Annotated in this window: 13 protein-coding genes and 1 riboswitch; of the genes, 6 read left to right on the forward strand and 7 right to left on the reverse strand. The window is 37.1% G+C overall.

Annotated elements, in window-relative coordinates; genetic code table 11:
- The first annotated feature begins 323 nt into the window (after positions 1 to 323).
- Together GNP81_RS09845 and vexH are read left to right on the forward strand one after the other, a co-directional pair.
- Positions 324 to 1,370 carry an efflux RND transporter periplasmic adaptor subunit gene (locus tag GNP81_RS09845; protein ID WP_005419837.1) on the forward strand — a complete coding sequence of 349 codons (1,047 nt, stop codon included), beginning with the start codon at positions 324 to 326 and terminating at the stop codon, positions 1,368 to 1,370.
- Between the two features lie 2 nt (positions 1,371 to 1,372).
- Entirely contained in the window at positions 1,373 to 4,483 is a 3,111-nt protein-coding gene (gene vexH / locus GNP81_RS09850; RefSeq protein ID WP_155658505.1) for a vibriobactin export RND transporter permease subunit VexH, read from the forward strand.
- 75 nt (positions 4,484 to 4,558) lie between these two features.
- On the opposite strand, the gene queC is transcribed toward vexH, so the two are convergent.
- Positions 4,559 to 5,242 (reverse strand): 7-cyano-7-deazaguanine synthase QueC, encoded by a 684-nt coding sequence (queC, locus tag GNP81_RS09855; RefSeq protein ID WP_155674574.1) that lies wholly within the window; start codon positions 5,240 to 5,242, stop codon positions 4,559 to 4,561.
- Between the two features lie 129 nt (positions 5,243 to 5,371).
- Complete coding sequence (locus GNP81_RS09860; protein WP_155674573.1) at positions 5,372 to 6,436, reverse strand: PLP-dependent cysteine synthase family protein; 1,065 nt, start codon at positions 6,434 to 6,436, stop codon at positions 5,372 to 5,374.
- A 119-nt stretch (positions 6,437 to 6,555) separates the two neighbouring features.
- Here GNP81_RS09860 and GNP81_RS09865 point away from each other — a divergent pair, with 119 nt between their 5' ends.
- Positions 6,556 to 7,023 (forward strand): Lrp/AsnC family transcriptional regulator, encoded by a 468-nt coding sequence (locus GNP81_RS09865; protein WP_005419827.1) that lies wholly within the window; start codon positions 6,556 to 6,558, stop codon positions 7,021 to 7,023.
- 61 nt (positions 7,024 to 7,084) lie between these two features.
- Here GNP81_RS09865 and tesB read toward each other — a convergent pair whose 3' ends face one another.
- A complete protein-coding gene (gene tesB, locus GNP81_RS09870; protein ID WP_012534167.1) occupies positions 7,085 to 7,948 on the reverse strand; it encodes an acyl-CoA thioesterase II in 864 nt (287 codons plus the stop codon).
- 232 nt (positions 7,949 to 8,180) lie between these two features.
- On the opposite strand from tesB, the gene GNP81_RS09875 reads away from it, so the two are divergent.
- Entirely contained in the window at positions 8,181 to 8,687 is a 507-nt protein-coding gene (locus GNP81_RS09875; RefSeq protein WP_155674572.1) for a YbaY family lipoprotein, read from the forward strand.
- 29 nt (positions 8,688 to 8,716) lie between these two features.
- Here the strand turns inward: GNP81_RS09875 and GNP81_RS09880 are convergent, their stop codons facing one another.
- Complete coding sequence (locus GNP81_RS09880; RefSeq protein ID WP_155674571.1) at positions 8,717 to 9,019, reverse strand: MGMT family protein; 303 nt, start codon at positions 9,017 to 9,019, stop codon at positions 8,717 to 8,719.
- Positions 9,020 to 9,127: 108 nt separating this feature from the next.
- Here GNP81_RS09880 and GNP81_RS09885 point away from each other — a divergent pair, with 108 nt between their 5' ends.
- On the forward strand, positions 9,128 to 9,865 hold the full coding sequence (locus tag GNP81_RS09885; RefSeq protein ID WP_155674570.1) for a VP0952 family biofilm-associated protein: 738 nt from the start codon (positions 9,128 to 9,130) through the stop codon (positions 9,863 to 9,865).
- Between the two features lie 83 nt (positions 9,866 to 9,948).
- Here the strand turns inward: GNP81_RS09885 and tfoY are convergent, their stop codons facing one another.
- The 3 genes from tfoY to torD form a co-directional block, all read right to left on the reverse strand.
- Positions 9,949 to 10,536 (reverse strand): DNA transformation protein TfoY, encoded by a 588-nt coding sequence (gene tfoY, locus GNP81_RS09890; RefSeq protein ID WP_155674569.1) that lies wholly within the window; start codon positions 10,534 to 10,536, stop codon positions 9,949 to 9,951.
- A gap of 128 nt (positions 10,537 to 10,664) precedes the next feature.
- Positions 10,665 to 10,747, reverse strand: a riboswitch (cyclic di-GMP riboswitch).
- 274 nt (positions 10,748 to 11,021) lie between these two features.
- On the reverse strand, positions 11,022 to 12,035 hold the full coding sequence (gene purR / locus GNP81_RS09895; RefSeq protein WP_012532934.1) for an HTH-type transcriptional repressor PurR: 1,014 nt from the start codon (positions 12,033 to 12,035) through the stop codon (positions 11,022 to 11,024).
- 280 nt (positions 12,036 to 12,315) lie between these two features.
- Entirely contained in the window at positions 12,316 to 12,963 is a 648-nt protein-coding gene (gene torD, locus GNP81_RS09900; RefSeq protein WP_155651566.1) for a molecular chaperone TorD, read from the reverse strand.
- 237 nt (positions 12,964 to 13,200) lie between these two features.
- On the opposite strand from torD, the gene torR reads away from it, so the two are divergent.
- On the forward strand, positions 13,201 to 13,899 hold the full coding sequence (torR, locus tag GNP81_RS09905; protein WP_005419814.1) for a two-component system response regulator TorR: 699 nt from the start codon (positions 13,201 to 13,203) through the stop codon (positions 13,897 to 13,899).
- Positions 13,900 to 13,943 lie beyond the last annotated feature (44 nt).

A 13,943-nucleotide genomic window follows, 5' to 3' on the forward strand; every position in this document is an offset into this window, starting at 1 on the left:
GCCACTCGGGAACCCCTCCAACGAGAATTTTTATACTTAGCGAGAGTTTTCCCAACGACCTTGCCAAGTGCGGAGCGAATAATAGCAAACTTCGTTTTTCTGTAAAGCACTTTTCTTTGATTTTTGGTTTGAATGATGGGTTTTTCGTCAAAAAGGAGTAAAATTCGCCATATCGAAACAAAATAACTCAATATCAGTCATATAGAAGCGGTTGTTTTTACAGTTTATTTCGTCATCTTTACATTCATTGACGAACAAAAGGTGTTTCCCTTGGTAAACTATGACCAGAAATTAATTCCATCATTTAGATTATAAGTATCAATATGAATAAAACTAAGTCTATCGCTCTAGTCGTTTTATTAGCATGCACTTTATCAACTCCTTCTTATGCTAAGAAAACAAGAGGAAATCAGTCGGTTGCTGTTCTTTCTGAAGAAGTGGCAACTCATGAAATATCTCAATCATTGTCATTAATCGGAAAACTAAAAGCTTCTGAGTCTGTTGTGATCTCTCCTGAGGTTGCAGGAAAGATTGAGCGTATTGCGGTTAAAGCAAATCAAAACGTAAGAAAAGGGCAGTTAGTTGTCCAGCTTAATGATGATAAGGCGATTGCAGCGATTAAAGAGGCTCGTGCTTATTTAAATGACGAAAAACGTAAATTAACTGAATTTCAGCGTTTAGCGAAAAAGAATGCCATTACGCAAACAGAGATTGATGGGCAAAAAGCCAGTGTTGATATTGCTCAAGCTCGTTTAGATGCAGCAAATGCAGATTTATCTGATCTTCATATTTCAGCTCCTTTTGCTGGTACGGTTGGCTTTATTGATTTTAGCCGAGGCAAAATGGTGAGTGCCGGTACAGAGCTGCTAACCTTAGATAATTTATCTGTTATGCAGCTTGACTTGCAGGTACCTGAACGTTACCTATCAATGCTTTCTGTGGGGATGAATGTAGAAGCAACGAGTCAAGCGTGGGAAAACTCGGTATTTTCAGGAAAATTAATAGGTGTTGATTCGCGAATTAATGCAGAGACGTTGAACTTACGAGTTCGTATTGAATTCCCTAATAAAGATCTAAAAATGAAGCCGGGAATGTTGATGGCAGCAACGTTAGATTTTCCAGCTATCAATGCACCAATTATTCCAGTTCAAGCTTTAGAGTATTCAGGTACTAAGCGTTATGTCTATGTAATAGGTGAAGATAACAAAGCAATTCGCACCGAAGTTACTTTAGGCGCTCGTGTTGAAAACCGTGTTGTCATCGCTAGTGGTTTAAATGTAGGTGATGAAATTGTAGTTCAAGGTTTAGTGAACATGCGTGATGGTGTGACGGTTAAACAACTTGAACAAAATAAAACTGAGGTACAGTAATCATGTGGTTATCTGATGTTTCAGTAAAAAGGCCTGTCGTTGCCATTGTGTTAAGTTTGCTGTTGTGTGTCTTTGGTGCGGTGTCGTTCAGTAAATTGGCTGTTCGTGAAATGCCTGATATTGAAAGCCCAGTTGTTTCGATTAGTACTCGTTATGAAGGGGCCTCTGCAACCATTATTGAAAGCCAAATTACAACGGTATTAGAAGACCAACTTTCTGGTATCAGTGGGATTGATGAAATCGAGTCTACTACGCGAAATAGTATGTCTCGTATCATGATCACTTTTGATTTAGGGTATGACTTAAATACAGGCGTGAGTGATATTCGTGATGCAGTTGCACGTGCACAACGTAGCTTACCTGATGAAGCGGATGATCCCATTGTATTTAAAAATAACGGCAGTGGTGAAGCCTCTCTTTATATTAATTTAAGCTCAAGTGTAATGGACAGAACTGAGTTAACTGATTACATCGAGCGTGTATTGGTTGACCGTTTTAGCTTAATTACTGGTGTGAGTTCTGTTGATGTCTCTGGTGGCCTTTATAAAGTGATGTATGTGAAGCTACAACCGGATTTAATGGCCGGACGTGGCGTAACGGCATCAGACATTACGGCGGCACTTCGTTCTGAAAATATTGAAAGCCCTGGTGGTGAAGTTAGAAATGATGCCATTGTCATGTCGGTTAGAACTGAGCGTTTATATAATAAGGCGGAAGACTTTAATTACTTGGTGGTGAAAACGGCCAGTGATGGAACACCTATTTATTTAAAAGATGTTGCTGATGTATTTATCGGTGCAGAAAATGAAAACTCAACATTTAAAAGTGATGGCGTAGTAAACGTTAGTATGGGGATAGTTCCTCAATCAGATGCTAACCCATTGGATGTTGCGAATTTAGTTCATGAAGAAGTTGCTAAGATCCAGCAATTTTTACCAAAAGGGACTCGTTTAGCCATTGATTATGACTCAACGGTATTTATTGAGCGTTCAATTGCAGAGGTATATAGCACACTATTTATCACTGGTGGATTGGTTATTCTGGTTCTGTATATCTTTATTGGACAGGCTCGTGCAACTTTGATCCCTGCGGTAACGGTACCTGTTTCGTTAATATCATCATTTATTGCAGCTTACTATTTTGGTTTCTCTATTAACTTAATCACCTTGATGGCGTTGATTTTATCCATTGGCTTGGTGGTGGATGATGCCATCGTAGTGGTTGAAAATATTTTCCATCATTTAGAAAAAGGAGAGTCACCATTACTTGCTGCTTATAAAGGGGCGAGAGAAGTAGGTTTTGCCGTTATTGCGACGACCTTAGTGCTTGTTATGGTGTTCTTACCAATTTCATTTATGGATGGAATGGTTGGTTTGCTGTTTACTGAATTTTCAGTATTGCTTGCTATGTCAGTTCTGTTCTCTTCATTGATCGCGTTAACATTGACTCCTGTTTTAGGCAGTAAGATTTTAAAAGCAAATGTGAAACCGAACCGTTTCAACCTATTTATCGATAAAGTTTTCTCAGCATTAGAGCGTAGTTACCGTAAGGCGGTATCGAAAGCGGTAGCATGGCGTTTACTGGCTCCTGTTATTATCCTTGCGTGTATTGGTGGTAGTTATGGCTTGATGCAGTACGTACCATCTCAATTAACACCACAGGAAGACCGTGGCGTATTGTTTGCTTTTGTTCGAGGGGCAGATGCAACCAGCTACAACCGCATGAGTTCGAATATGGATATTGTTGAAGAGCGTTTGATGCCGTTATTGGGTAAAGGCTTTTTGAAATCATTCAGTATTCAATCGCCAGCATTTGGCGGTAACGCAGGAGATCAAACGGGTTTTGTTATTATGATCTTAGAAGATTGGGAAGATCGTGACTTAACGGCTCAACAAGGGTTGGGTGTAATTCGAAAAGCGCTTGCGGATATACCTGATGTGCGTGTATTCCCAATGATGCCTGGTTTCCGAGGTGGTTCAAGTGAACCTGTTCAATTTGTATTGGGTGGCTCAGATTATAGTGAACTACAAAAATGGGGCGAGATACTAAAAACAGAGGCCAATAATAGCCCATTGATGGAAGGTGCTGATATTAACTATTCGGAAAAAACACCTGAATTAGTGGTATCTGTTGATCGTCATCGTGCCGCTGAATTAGGTATTAAGATCTCTGATATTTCAGATACGCTTGAAATCATGCTCGGTGGTAAAAGTGAAACCACATTTGTTGAACGTGGGGAAGAATATGATGTTTATCTTCGCGGCGATGAAAACAGTTTTAATAATGCGGCTGATTTAAGTCAGATTTATATGCGAACATCATCGGGTGATTTAGTGACACTTGATACGGTCACGAAGATTAATGAAGTTGCATCAGCGATTCGTTTATCACATATCAATAAGCAAAAATCGATTACCTTAAGTGCTAACTTGAAGGATGGTGCAACTTTAGGCGATGCATTAAATTATCTGGATGCGAAAGCGATTGAGATATTACCAAGCGATATTTCGGTTGGTTATACTGGCGAATCTAAAGATTTTAAAGAGAATCAATCCAGTATTCTTGTTGTTTTTGGCTTAGCTCTATTAGTGGCTTATTTGGTACTGGCGGCACAGTTTGAAAGCTTTATTAACCCGTTGGTTGTTATGTTTACGGTGCCAATGGGAGTATTTGGTGGTTTCTTAGGTTTGTTGCTAATGAATCAAGGTCTGAATATTTATAGTCAGATCGGTATGATCATGTTGATTGGTATGGTGACTAAAAACGGTATTTTAATCGTTGAGTTCGCTAACCAACTACGAGATAAAGGCGTTGAGCTTGAACAGGCGATTGTTGATGCTTCCGCTCGACGTTTACGACCTATTCTAATGACCGCATTTACAACACTTGCAGGTGCGATTCCATTAATTGTATCAACCGGTGCTGGTTATGAAAGCCGAGTCGCGGTTGGTACGGTTATCTTCTTTGGTATGGCATTTGCGACCTTAGTAACCTTATTTGTTATTCCTGCAATGTATCGCTTAATCTCGGGTGGAACGCATTCTCCAGGTTATGTTGAAGATCTACTAAATAAAGAATTAGATCATGATATTAAAGGGCGAATATCCCATTAATACTGGTTTTTAAGTAAATAAAAAGGCCATCACTTAACAGTGGTGGCCTTATTGTTTTTCAAGGGATAAAAATGTTTAGAGTTTAGATTCTAAATCAGCCATTACTGATTCTTTATTTTCTAGGTAAGCATCTAGGCCATTTTTTCGTAAATCACACGATGGGCAATCACCACAACCATCGCCAATCACACCGTTATAACAGGTTAGAGTATGATTACGAACATAATCTAATTTGCCATATTTATCAGCAAGAGCCCATGTCTCGGCTTTATTTAACCACATGAGTGGTGTTTTAATTTCTAGCTGACGATCCATACCAAGAACAAGAGATTGGTTAATGGATTTTACGAACTCATCGCGACAATCTGGATAACCTGAGAAATCTGTCTCACAGACACCTGTAATGACCGCTTCTGCGCCTAATTGATACGCATAGATACCAGCAAGCGTTAAAAAGAGAATATTACGACCTGGGACGAAAGAGTTTGGCAAGCCATTTTCTTGAAGTTCATGAGAAACAGGAATGTTGTCACGAGTAAGTGAACTCACGGCTAATTCATTTAATAAGCCTACATCCATGATTTTATGAGAAGCTGCACCAAGTTCAATCGCGACTTTTTTCGCTACTTCAATTTCTTGATTATGACGTTGGCCATAATCAAAAGTAATACAATGAACATGATCATATTGAGTTAATGCTTGAATTAAACAGGTGGTGGAATCTTGTCCGCCACTAAATACAACGATTGCAGTCGACATAATAATTAGAAATCTCAGTAGAGTTATTTGTTGGTATTGTAATAAAAAAGCCACCGAGAATCGATGGCTTTGCGGTTAATACCAATAAATGGTATTAAGCCAAACTGACGTTATTATTATAAATTTGTTTTACAGTTGACCTGTTTTCTCAAAATTAGCCAATAGAGAAAGAATTGGTGTTAAATCACCAATATTATTAGCAACCCATTCATCGTTATAGTAGGTATCAAGATATCGCTCACCACTGTCACATAGCAGAGTGACGATAGAACCTTTCTCTCCACGTTGTTGCATTTCACAAGCTAATTGTAATGCACCAAATAGGTTAGTACCTGTAGATGCGCCAGCTTTACGTCCAAGAATACCTTCTAACCAACGAGCAGTTGCAACACTAGCAACATCTGGGATAGTACGCATTTCATCAATAACCCCAGGAATAAAACTTGGTTCAACACGAGGACGCCCAATGCCTTCAATCTTACTACCAGTATCTAATGTCAGTTCTTTATTGCCTGTTTTATAGAAATCATGAAAAACGGAATTTTCAGGGTCAACAACACACAGCTTTGTATTGTATTTTTGATAACGAATAAAGCGCCCGATCGTTGCTGAAGTACCACCTGTGCCCGGGTTCATGACAACCCATGTTGGCTCTGGATGGTCTTCTAATTTCATTTGACGGAAAATACTATCCGCAATGTTGTTGTTACCACGCCAATCAGTGGCACGTTCAGCATAGGTAAATTGATCCATGTAATGACCATTCAATTCTTCTGCCAGACGGCGAGATTCAGCGTAGATCTCATCAGAACGTTCTACAAAGTGCGCTTGGCCGCCATAAAACTTAATCATCTCAATTTTCTTTGCTGCTGTTTTTCGAGGAACAACGGCAATGAATGGCAAGCCTAATAAGCGAGCAAAATAAGCTTCTGATACGGCTGTGCTACCAGACGATGATTCAATGATTGGCGTGTTTGGACCAATCCAACCGTTAGAAATAGCATAAAGAAATAGAGATCGTGCTAAACGGTGTTTAAGGGAACCTGTTGGATGTGTACTTTCATCTTTTAGGTATACATCGATACCTTCAAGCATAGGTAAATCAAGTTTAATAAGATGCGTATCAGCAGAGCGTTGGTAATCTGCTTCAATTTTACGAATAGCGTTATTTATCCAATTATGATCGGTACACATAATGATTTTCCTTTAAAAGTGACTATGTGAATAATTTATCGCTGTTTGATGAGAAAAACTTTGCTATATTTACTGCTTATAGGTAATAAAATAGAAAAATTTTCTACGTTGAGGTTTTTATGGGGAAGCATGAGCTAGATAAGGTCGATACAACTTTACTTTCATTATTGCAAAAAGATTGCACTGTTTCGTTACAAGAGTTAGCTGATGCCGTGAATTTAACCACAACGCCGTGTTGGAAACGATTAAAAAGACTTGAAGAAGAAGGCATTATTGAAAAGAAAGTGGCATTACTTAATCCTGAAAAGTTAGGCTTGAGCTTTAATGCGTTTGTGTTGATTAAAACGTCTAATCACTCACAAGAATGGTATAACCGATTTGTTGATACGGTATCAGATTTTCCTGAAGTCATGGAATTTTATCGAATGGCAGGAGAATACGACTATATGATGAAAGTACTTGCTGAAGATATGAAAGCTTTTGATGGGTTTTATAAGAAGTTGGTTAATAGTATTGATGACATATCAAATGTAACCAGCACATTTGCTATGGAACCGTTGAAATACACGACTGAATTACCGTTATAATTTTGTATTTAAAAAATAGGTCAGGCAACGATTGCCTGACCGATAGAAAAAATACGAATGTTTATTTTTTCTTCATTCTCATCACGCCTTCTTGCATTGCAGAAGCAACAAGTTGACCTTTTTGATTGAATATTTCCCCTCTCACTAGCCCACGTGAGCCACTTGCATTTGTGCTTTCAATTGAATAAAGCAACCATTCATCCATTTTAAATGGACGATGGAACCACATTGAGTGATCAATCGTAGCTACTTGGAAATTCGGTGTTAATAAACTTACTTCATGTGGATGAAGTGCGGTTGGTAAAAAGCCCCAATCAGACGCATAAGCTAATAAGTATTGATGAATTAATTGATTATCTGGTAACTCACCGTTGGCTTTGATCCATAAATGTTGTGTAGGTGCCGCTTTTTTAGGAGCAAGCGGATTAACAATATTTACTGGACGAACTTCGATTGGTTTTTCGCCACAGAATATTTTTTGTACCGCTGGTGGTAAAACGTGTTTGATCGCTTCTGCTAATTGTGTTTCTGATGCAAAGTTTTCAGGACCTGCAATTTCAGGCATGTGTGATTGGTGCTCAAAGCCTGGTTCATCACCATGATAAGAGGCCGTCAAATAGAAAATAGGGCGACCATTTTGAATCGCTTTTACACGGCGGGTACTGAAGCTTCTGCCATCGCGTAAGTTTTCAACATCATAGATAATGGCTTTTTCAGGATCACCAGGGTAAAGAAAGTAGCTATGAAATGAATGAACAGTTCTATCATTATCAACCGTATAGCGAGCTGCTGAAAGTGCTTGCCCAATAACTTGACCACCATAAACTTGTGGTAGACCTAAATGTTCGCTTTGTCCTCGGAAAAGACCTTGCTCTAATTGCTCTAGCTGTAGCAAGTTAAGTAATTCGTTAAGTGGTTGGTTCATTTTTTGGCCTGTATGATCACTCTCAAATAATAACTCTATTTTAAAGATATTCAGATTGAGTTCAATAAGTTAAATATAATGTTAATTAAAGATAAGTTTATATCAAATCACTGTAATAATAAGCTTATTGAGTCAGTTTTGTGTCAAAGATATCGAGAATAGAGAGACAGATATAAATAATCAGTCTATATTCAGCGTGGTTTTGAATGGCAATTAAATTAGAGAGAATAAAATGAAAAAGTCATTATTAGTAGCTTTATCAGTCGTTACAGGATTAACAATGGTCGGTTGCAATTCATCTGATAAATCAGAAAAAGAAACAACAGTAGCACCTCAACAAGAAGTCGTTGAACAAGTTGATGTTGTTGAAACAGAAGTAGCACCAGTAGTTGAAGCGGCAACGACACAATCAGTAACTGGTACAGTAGGTTACCGTGAGCGTATTGCATTACCTGCAAATGCGGTTGTAACTGTTACTTTAGCTGATATTTCTTTAGCTGACGCACCATCAAAAACAATTACAGAACAAACGTTTGAAGTAGGTGAAAACTCATCTCCATTCGCTTACGATTTAGAGTTCAATACGGCAGATATTATAGCTAATCATCGCTATGCAGTACGTGCAACAATTAAAGTTGATGGTAAACTACGTTTTACTACTGACACTAATTACGCAGTTATTACTGATGAAGCTGCAACACTAAACCAAGATCTACTACTGAAAGGTGTTCGTCAGTAATCGATCTATTTAAGCAAGTAATAGTGCCATTATTGCATTATTACTTGCTTGAAATTTAGAATTTTTCCATCATCCCTTATTGTTAATCCTTCCTTTTCTAACGCCTTACGCTGACGAATAAAATTATCTCCTGATAATGAAATTTTCCCCTGTGAACTCACAACTCTAAACCATGGTAAAGAAGTATCTTCAGGAAGACGAGATAGTGTTTTACCTACATGTCTTGAATGATTTGGATAACCAGCTAGTTTAGCTAGTTGCCCATAGCTGATAATTCGTCCGAATGGAACTTGGGTTAAGTTCAAATAAATGCTCTGCGTGAATTCGTTCATAAACAAACCCTTAATAAAAAAGTGAAGTGGGTCAGTGATAAAGATGATTAATAACGCTACACTGAAATAATAACAAAGTGAACAACTCTGATCCATGGAGGGAAAGCGATGTTTCTAGCAGTGTTATCGATCATATTAAGTTTTGTTTTAGTTATTGTTGGTGTTTTAGCATTTGGTATTAGTGGGGGAGAGCTACCATTATTAGCTTTAGCTATACCTATTTTATGGTTAATACCTCAGGGAGGGGTTGCAACTTGGGTTCTGTTAAGCGGTTTATCTTTATTTGGTTTTACGCTACAACATCAACCAATGCCATTGTCTATTTCGGTTTGGACATTATTTCCATTATTAATGGTTATTTTCTCGCATCGTAAAAGTATACATTTAATCGTATTTATTGCTGCCGTCGTTGTTGCGATGCAAGCTGGAATTATGGCTTTACAATATGAAGGAAAGTTAACTGGAAGTGCATGGGCTACATTGACTCAAATTGTAAGTGTCATATTAGTTTGGATTGCGGCAAGAAGCTGGAAACCTGTTAATCGAAATGCGTGGTGGCCATTAGTTCTTGTTATTCCTTTATGGATTGGAGGTTTACAACATGCAGCCTTGGTAGCATTGTCGATTACTGGATTGATTGTGTGTTTGCAAAGTGTGGGAAGATCAAAATATAGAAATTGGCTACCGATGTTATCTTGGCTTTTACCCGTTATTGGGTTTTCTACGTTAATTATTTCACCAAAATTTGAAGTACCAAACTCAATTATGATTTCTTGGTTGATGATATTGTTAATTGGTTGGGTTACTGATTTTATGATGCAGGTAGATGAAGAGTCAGTAGATTAGATTTAAATGCTGCAGATTATGTTGTATTCCATTGTTATTAGAATACAACATAATAAAGTAAACGAGTCAAAAAACGTGATTAACTATAACTGTTTTCTTAATTCATTACGTGTTTCGGCAGAAATTACAGACCAGTGCATTCCTTTTATAGCCCCTTCTAAAGACCATAATAATTCATCACTTACTGAACTTGAATGTGTTTGTTGTATTGCTTTATAAGCGTTAACAGAGCCAGTGTTTTTCAGTTCTTCAACTGTTGTAATTCCAGCTTTCTTCAGCATTCTTTCTGTTGCAAGTCGTAAATTAGGTAAATCTTTAATACGAGAAGGACCTGCCGATTTTTGTTTTTCTTTATCTTTTTTCGCTACATCTAAAGCAACAACCGCTTGAATCAAAATTGAATCTGGTTCATTCCAACATTCAGGAGATATAGCAAAATATTTTGTCACAACTGGGAATCCACGTTTTTTATAAACGTATGGTTCAAAGCCTTGTTCTTTAAATAAATTAATTGTTTCGTCACTTGCTCTTAAATGAAGCTTATCTTGAACTACAAGAGCAAACATGGTGTCGTCAATGAAGATTCCAAATCCCCCAAACATAGAGCGAGAAGTGATCTTTCCTAGTGAAGATAGTAGACGAAGTGAGTCTTTTAATACTGGTTTATCCATTGCAATAATTCTCGGTTAGTAAGTCTATGTCACTAAACAACTGAGCCCGAGGAAATAGTAGCAAGTTGAAAGCTAAGTATTGTTATTTTAACGTAAAAATTAACAAGGGATAGAATCGACCACTTGCCGTCGGCAACCCCGCTACCTTATATAAATACTTAGGCCGGAAGCTTTGCGTCCTACATTTTCATGTAGTTTGCCCTGTTCGTGACATGTTTGATGATATAGCAATCAATAAGAAATGTTGGGACAGAAAATCAATAAATGTGATCTCTGTTCCAAAATATTTCATCTAAATTTGTTAAGCCGGTTCAACTTTTCTCTTATTTAATACTTTTAATCTTGATATTTATAAAAATTCAGAGAACGATAGCTAGTGTTTATAGGTTTTTTATTATTGAGAATTAAGCAAAGAATAGGCAGTGATAAAAAAAGCCACACTTATAAAGTATGACTTTTTTTTGAATCTCAAATTATGAGCAAGATTATTTAAGACGGTTTAAAACACTGCTACGTGTAACAACCTCTGGTTGCATTTCGAATACACGTCTTTCATGATCTTTATCTTTAATTCGTTCTAACAAAATCTCAACTGCTGTTTTACCTACACGGCGTTTAGGTTGATGGATCGTTGTTAATGGTGGTGAGAAATATGCAGACAATTCAATATTATCATAGCCAATAACAGAAATATCTTCAGGTACACGTAAACCTGATTGTTGAATCTTACTAATTGCAGCTAATGCCATAATGTCGTTAAAACAGAATAGTGCAGTAGGGCGTTTACTTTCTTCAATAGAAAGAATTTTATCAACCGCTTTAGATGCAGATGCGCACTCAAAGTCACCTTCTAGAATCCACTCGGGGTTAAACGATAAATTGGCATCAGCATGCGCCCTTTCAAAACCACGAACGCGTTCTTTACATGTTACTTTATCTGCTTGGCCTGTAATGCATGCAATATGAGTGTGGCCATTTTCAATAAGGTGCTTAGTTGCTAAATAACCGCCTTCTTCTGAATTATCAATGATTTTGTCTGTCCGTGGGCTATCAGGACCCCAGTCCATAATAACCATTGGAAGTTCGGTGTTTTTTTCAAGCAATGTCAGTAATTGTTCATTTAAATCTGAACACATTACAAGTAGGCCATCTACTCGTTTTTCTGCCAACATTCTCAAATAGTGTTTTTGTTTTTCTAGATCGCCTTCGGTATTACACATAAATAGTGTGTAACCTTGCTTGTAACAATAGTTTTCAACACCGTGCATAACTTCTGCAAAAAATGGGTTAAATGATTGTGTTACTAACATACCAATAGTACGTGTTGTATTACATTTTAAGCTACGTGCTACCGCACTTGGAGCATAGTTTAATTCTTCAACTGCTTCCCAAACACGTTTTTGTGTTGCTTCAGCAACAAAGCGAGTTTTATTTATAACGTGAGAAACGGTGGTTGTTGAAACTGCTGCCAGCTTCGCCACATCTTTAATAGTAGCCATATATAAACCTTATAATAGGTAATAAGGGGCTATTTATTTTCCAACAAAAAAAGGTGTAGCTCTAAACTAGAAGAACTGATGGAAGATAAATAGGCCCTGGTTAAAAATGAAAAAAACCGCGTAAAATGCGGTTTTCATTTCAATACAAATTTTATCGTTTGCGATCACATTTTATCTTTAAAGCATAGTGCAAACAATTACTGATTTAATAAATTTTGATATTGCTTTTGATTTATATCACATATTATTTAACATAAATAATAAAAGCAATTATCTTATATTATTCGCCAGCAAGAAATTTCACATCTAGCTTTAGGAATGTAACAAGTAAGCCTGTTACTGCAGCATAGAAACCAAATTTATCTCTTTCGATGCAAATTTCATTAAATCGAGGTGTCCAGCTTAACAGTTGCTCATTAATAAAGGTGAGTTGAGCATTCATATAAGCTTCAAATTCATCTTCAGAAGTTTGCTGATTTGTCATCACAATTAAATTACCTAAAAAATCTAATTCAATGGCAATGTGGTCAGCTGGCTCATTAAATTCAGCTTTTTGTGCAATATTGTATTTAGTCAGCCATTCACGCATATCTTGAGCCGGTTTTGCGTTAAGTAAACCTGATTTATCAAGATACATAGATGCGTAAGGAAGAGCGCTACTTTTATCTGAACCTAAAAACGCATCACAAAAATCAGCAGAAAGCTCAAGCTGTGCATCTTCACGACCTTGTACTGCATTTAGTTTTTCAATTAATGCATTGACTGAATCACTTAGCTCAGGTGTTTCAGCTAAATTAGATAGAAAAGTACGTACTTCAAAACTGCCATATTGCTCAAGTTGTTCTGTCGTTAATTCTGCTGATAGTAGGCTAGATAGCCACCAGTATATTTCAGCGCGTTGCTCATTAAACGCAGTAAGTTCGTTCATTTATCTTATGCTCCAAAAAAATTATTCCTAAATTGTACTGGATAAGTATGAAAAGGAATAGCACCTATCATTAACAGGGTGTATAAAGATGTTTGTAAAGGTTAAAGCTCAATTTTTATTAATAATTGTTTTGAATCAAATAAAATACAGAAATATCAATTGAGAATTGGCATTATTACAGATTATGAATAGAATAAGATAAGAACTATCCAAATAACCAAAAATAAAGAGAAGATTATGAGCTATCACATTTTAGTTGTTGAAGACGAAGTGGTAACTCGCTCTAAACTTGTAGGCTACTTTGAAGCCGAGGGATATCAAGTGAGCGAGGCTGAAACAGGTGCAGAAATGCGTTCTATTTTAGCTGAACAAAAAGTTGATTTAATTATGCTTGATATAAACCTACCAGGAGAGGACGGTTTATTGTTGGCGCGTGAATTACGTAGCCAATCCAATATTGGTATTATTTTAGTAACAGGACGTACAGATAGTATTGATCGAATCGTTGGCCTAGAGATGGGTGCTGACGATTACGTAACGAAACCAGTTGAGTTACGTGAATTACTTGTACGCGTTAAAAATCTATTTTGGCGTATGTCACTTGCAAACGAGCCAGTTGAGTTAGATGAGTCTAACGTTGTTCGTTTTGGTGAATGGACATTTGATATTCAACGTAGAGCATTATCAAATAACGGTGAACCAGTTAAGTTAACTAAAGCCGAATATGAATTGTTAGTTGCGTTGTCTTCTTATCCTAATACCGTTTTATCTCGTGAACGTATTTTAAATATGATCAGCCATCGTGTTGATGCACCAAACGATAGAACAATTGACGTATTAATTAGACGTATGAGAGCAAAGATGGAAGTGGATCCTAAAAACCCACAAATCTTTGTTACTGTTCACGGTGAAGGTTACATGTTCGCAGGTGACTAATTTTACTTGATATAGTTAATTTTTTGATTTGGCCGCTCATACTA

This window comes from Aliivibrio fischeri (assembly GCF_009727955.1).
Lineage (GTDB): Bacteria > Pseudomonadota > Gammaproteobacteria > Enterobacterales > Vibrionaceae > Aliivibrio > Aliivibrio fischeri_A.

Coding starts and splice junctions, on each gene's coding strand:
- GNP81_RS09885 (WP_155674570.1), top strand. CDS start 9,128: ATGTTTCTAGCAGTGTTATCGATCATATTAAGTTTTGTTTTAGTTATT.
- purR (WP_012532934.1), bottom strand. CDS start 12,035: ATGGCTACTATTAAAGATGTGGCGAAGCTGGCAGCAGTTTCAACAACC.
- torR (WP_005419814.1), top strand. CDS start 13,201: ATGAGCTATCACATTTTAGTTGTTGAAGACGAAGTGGTAACTCGCTCT.
- queC (WP_155674574.1), bottom strand. CDS start 5,242: ATGTCGACTGCAATCGTTGTATTTAGTGGCGGACAAGATTCCACCACC.
- GNP81_RS09845 (WP_005419837.1), top strand. CDS start 324: ATGAATAAAACTAAGTCTATCGCTCTAGTCGTTTTATTAGCATGCACT.
- vexH (WP_155658505.1), top strand. CDS start 1,373: ATGTGGTTATCTGATGTTTCAGTAAAAAGGCCTGTCGTTGCCATTGTG.
- GNP81_RS09880 (WP_155674571.1), bottom strand. CDS start 9,019: ATGAACGAATTCACGCAGAGCATTTATTTGAACTTAACCCAAGTTCCA.
- GNP81_RS09875 (WP_155674572.1), top strand. CDS start 8,181: ATGAAAAAGTCATTATTAGTAGCTTTATCAGTCGTTACAGGATTAACA.
- tesB (WP_012534167.1), bottom strand. CDS start 7,948: ATGAACCAACCACTTAACGAATTACTTAACTTGCTACAGCTAGAGCAA.
- GNP81_RS09860 (WP_155674573.1), bottom strand. CDS start 6,436: ATGTGTACCGATCATAATTGGATAAATAACGCTATTCGTAAAATTGAA.
- torD (WP_155651566.1), bottom strand. CDS start 12,963: ATGAACGAACTTACTGCGTTTAATGAGCAACGCGCTGAAATATACTGG.
- tfoY (WP_155674569.1), bottom strand. CDS start 10,536: ATGGATAAACCAGTATTAAAAGACTCACTTCGTCTACTATCTTCACTA.
- GNP81_RS09865 (WP_005419827.1), top strand. CDS start 6,556: ATGGGGAAGCATGAGCTAGATAAGGTCGATACAACTTTACTTTCATTA.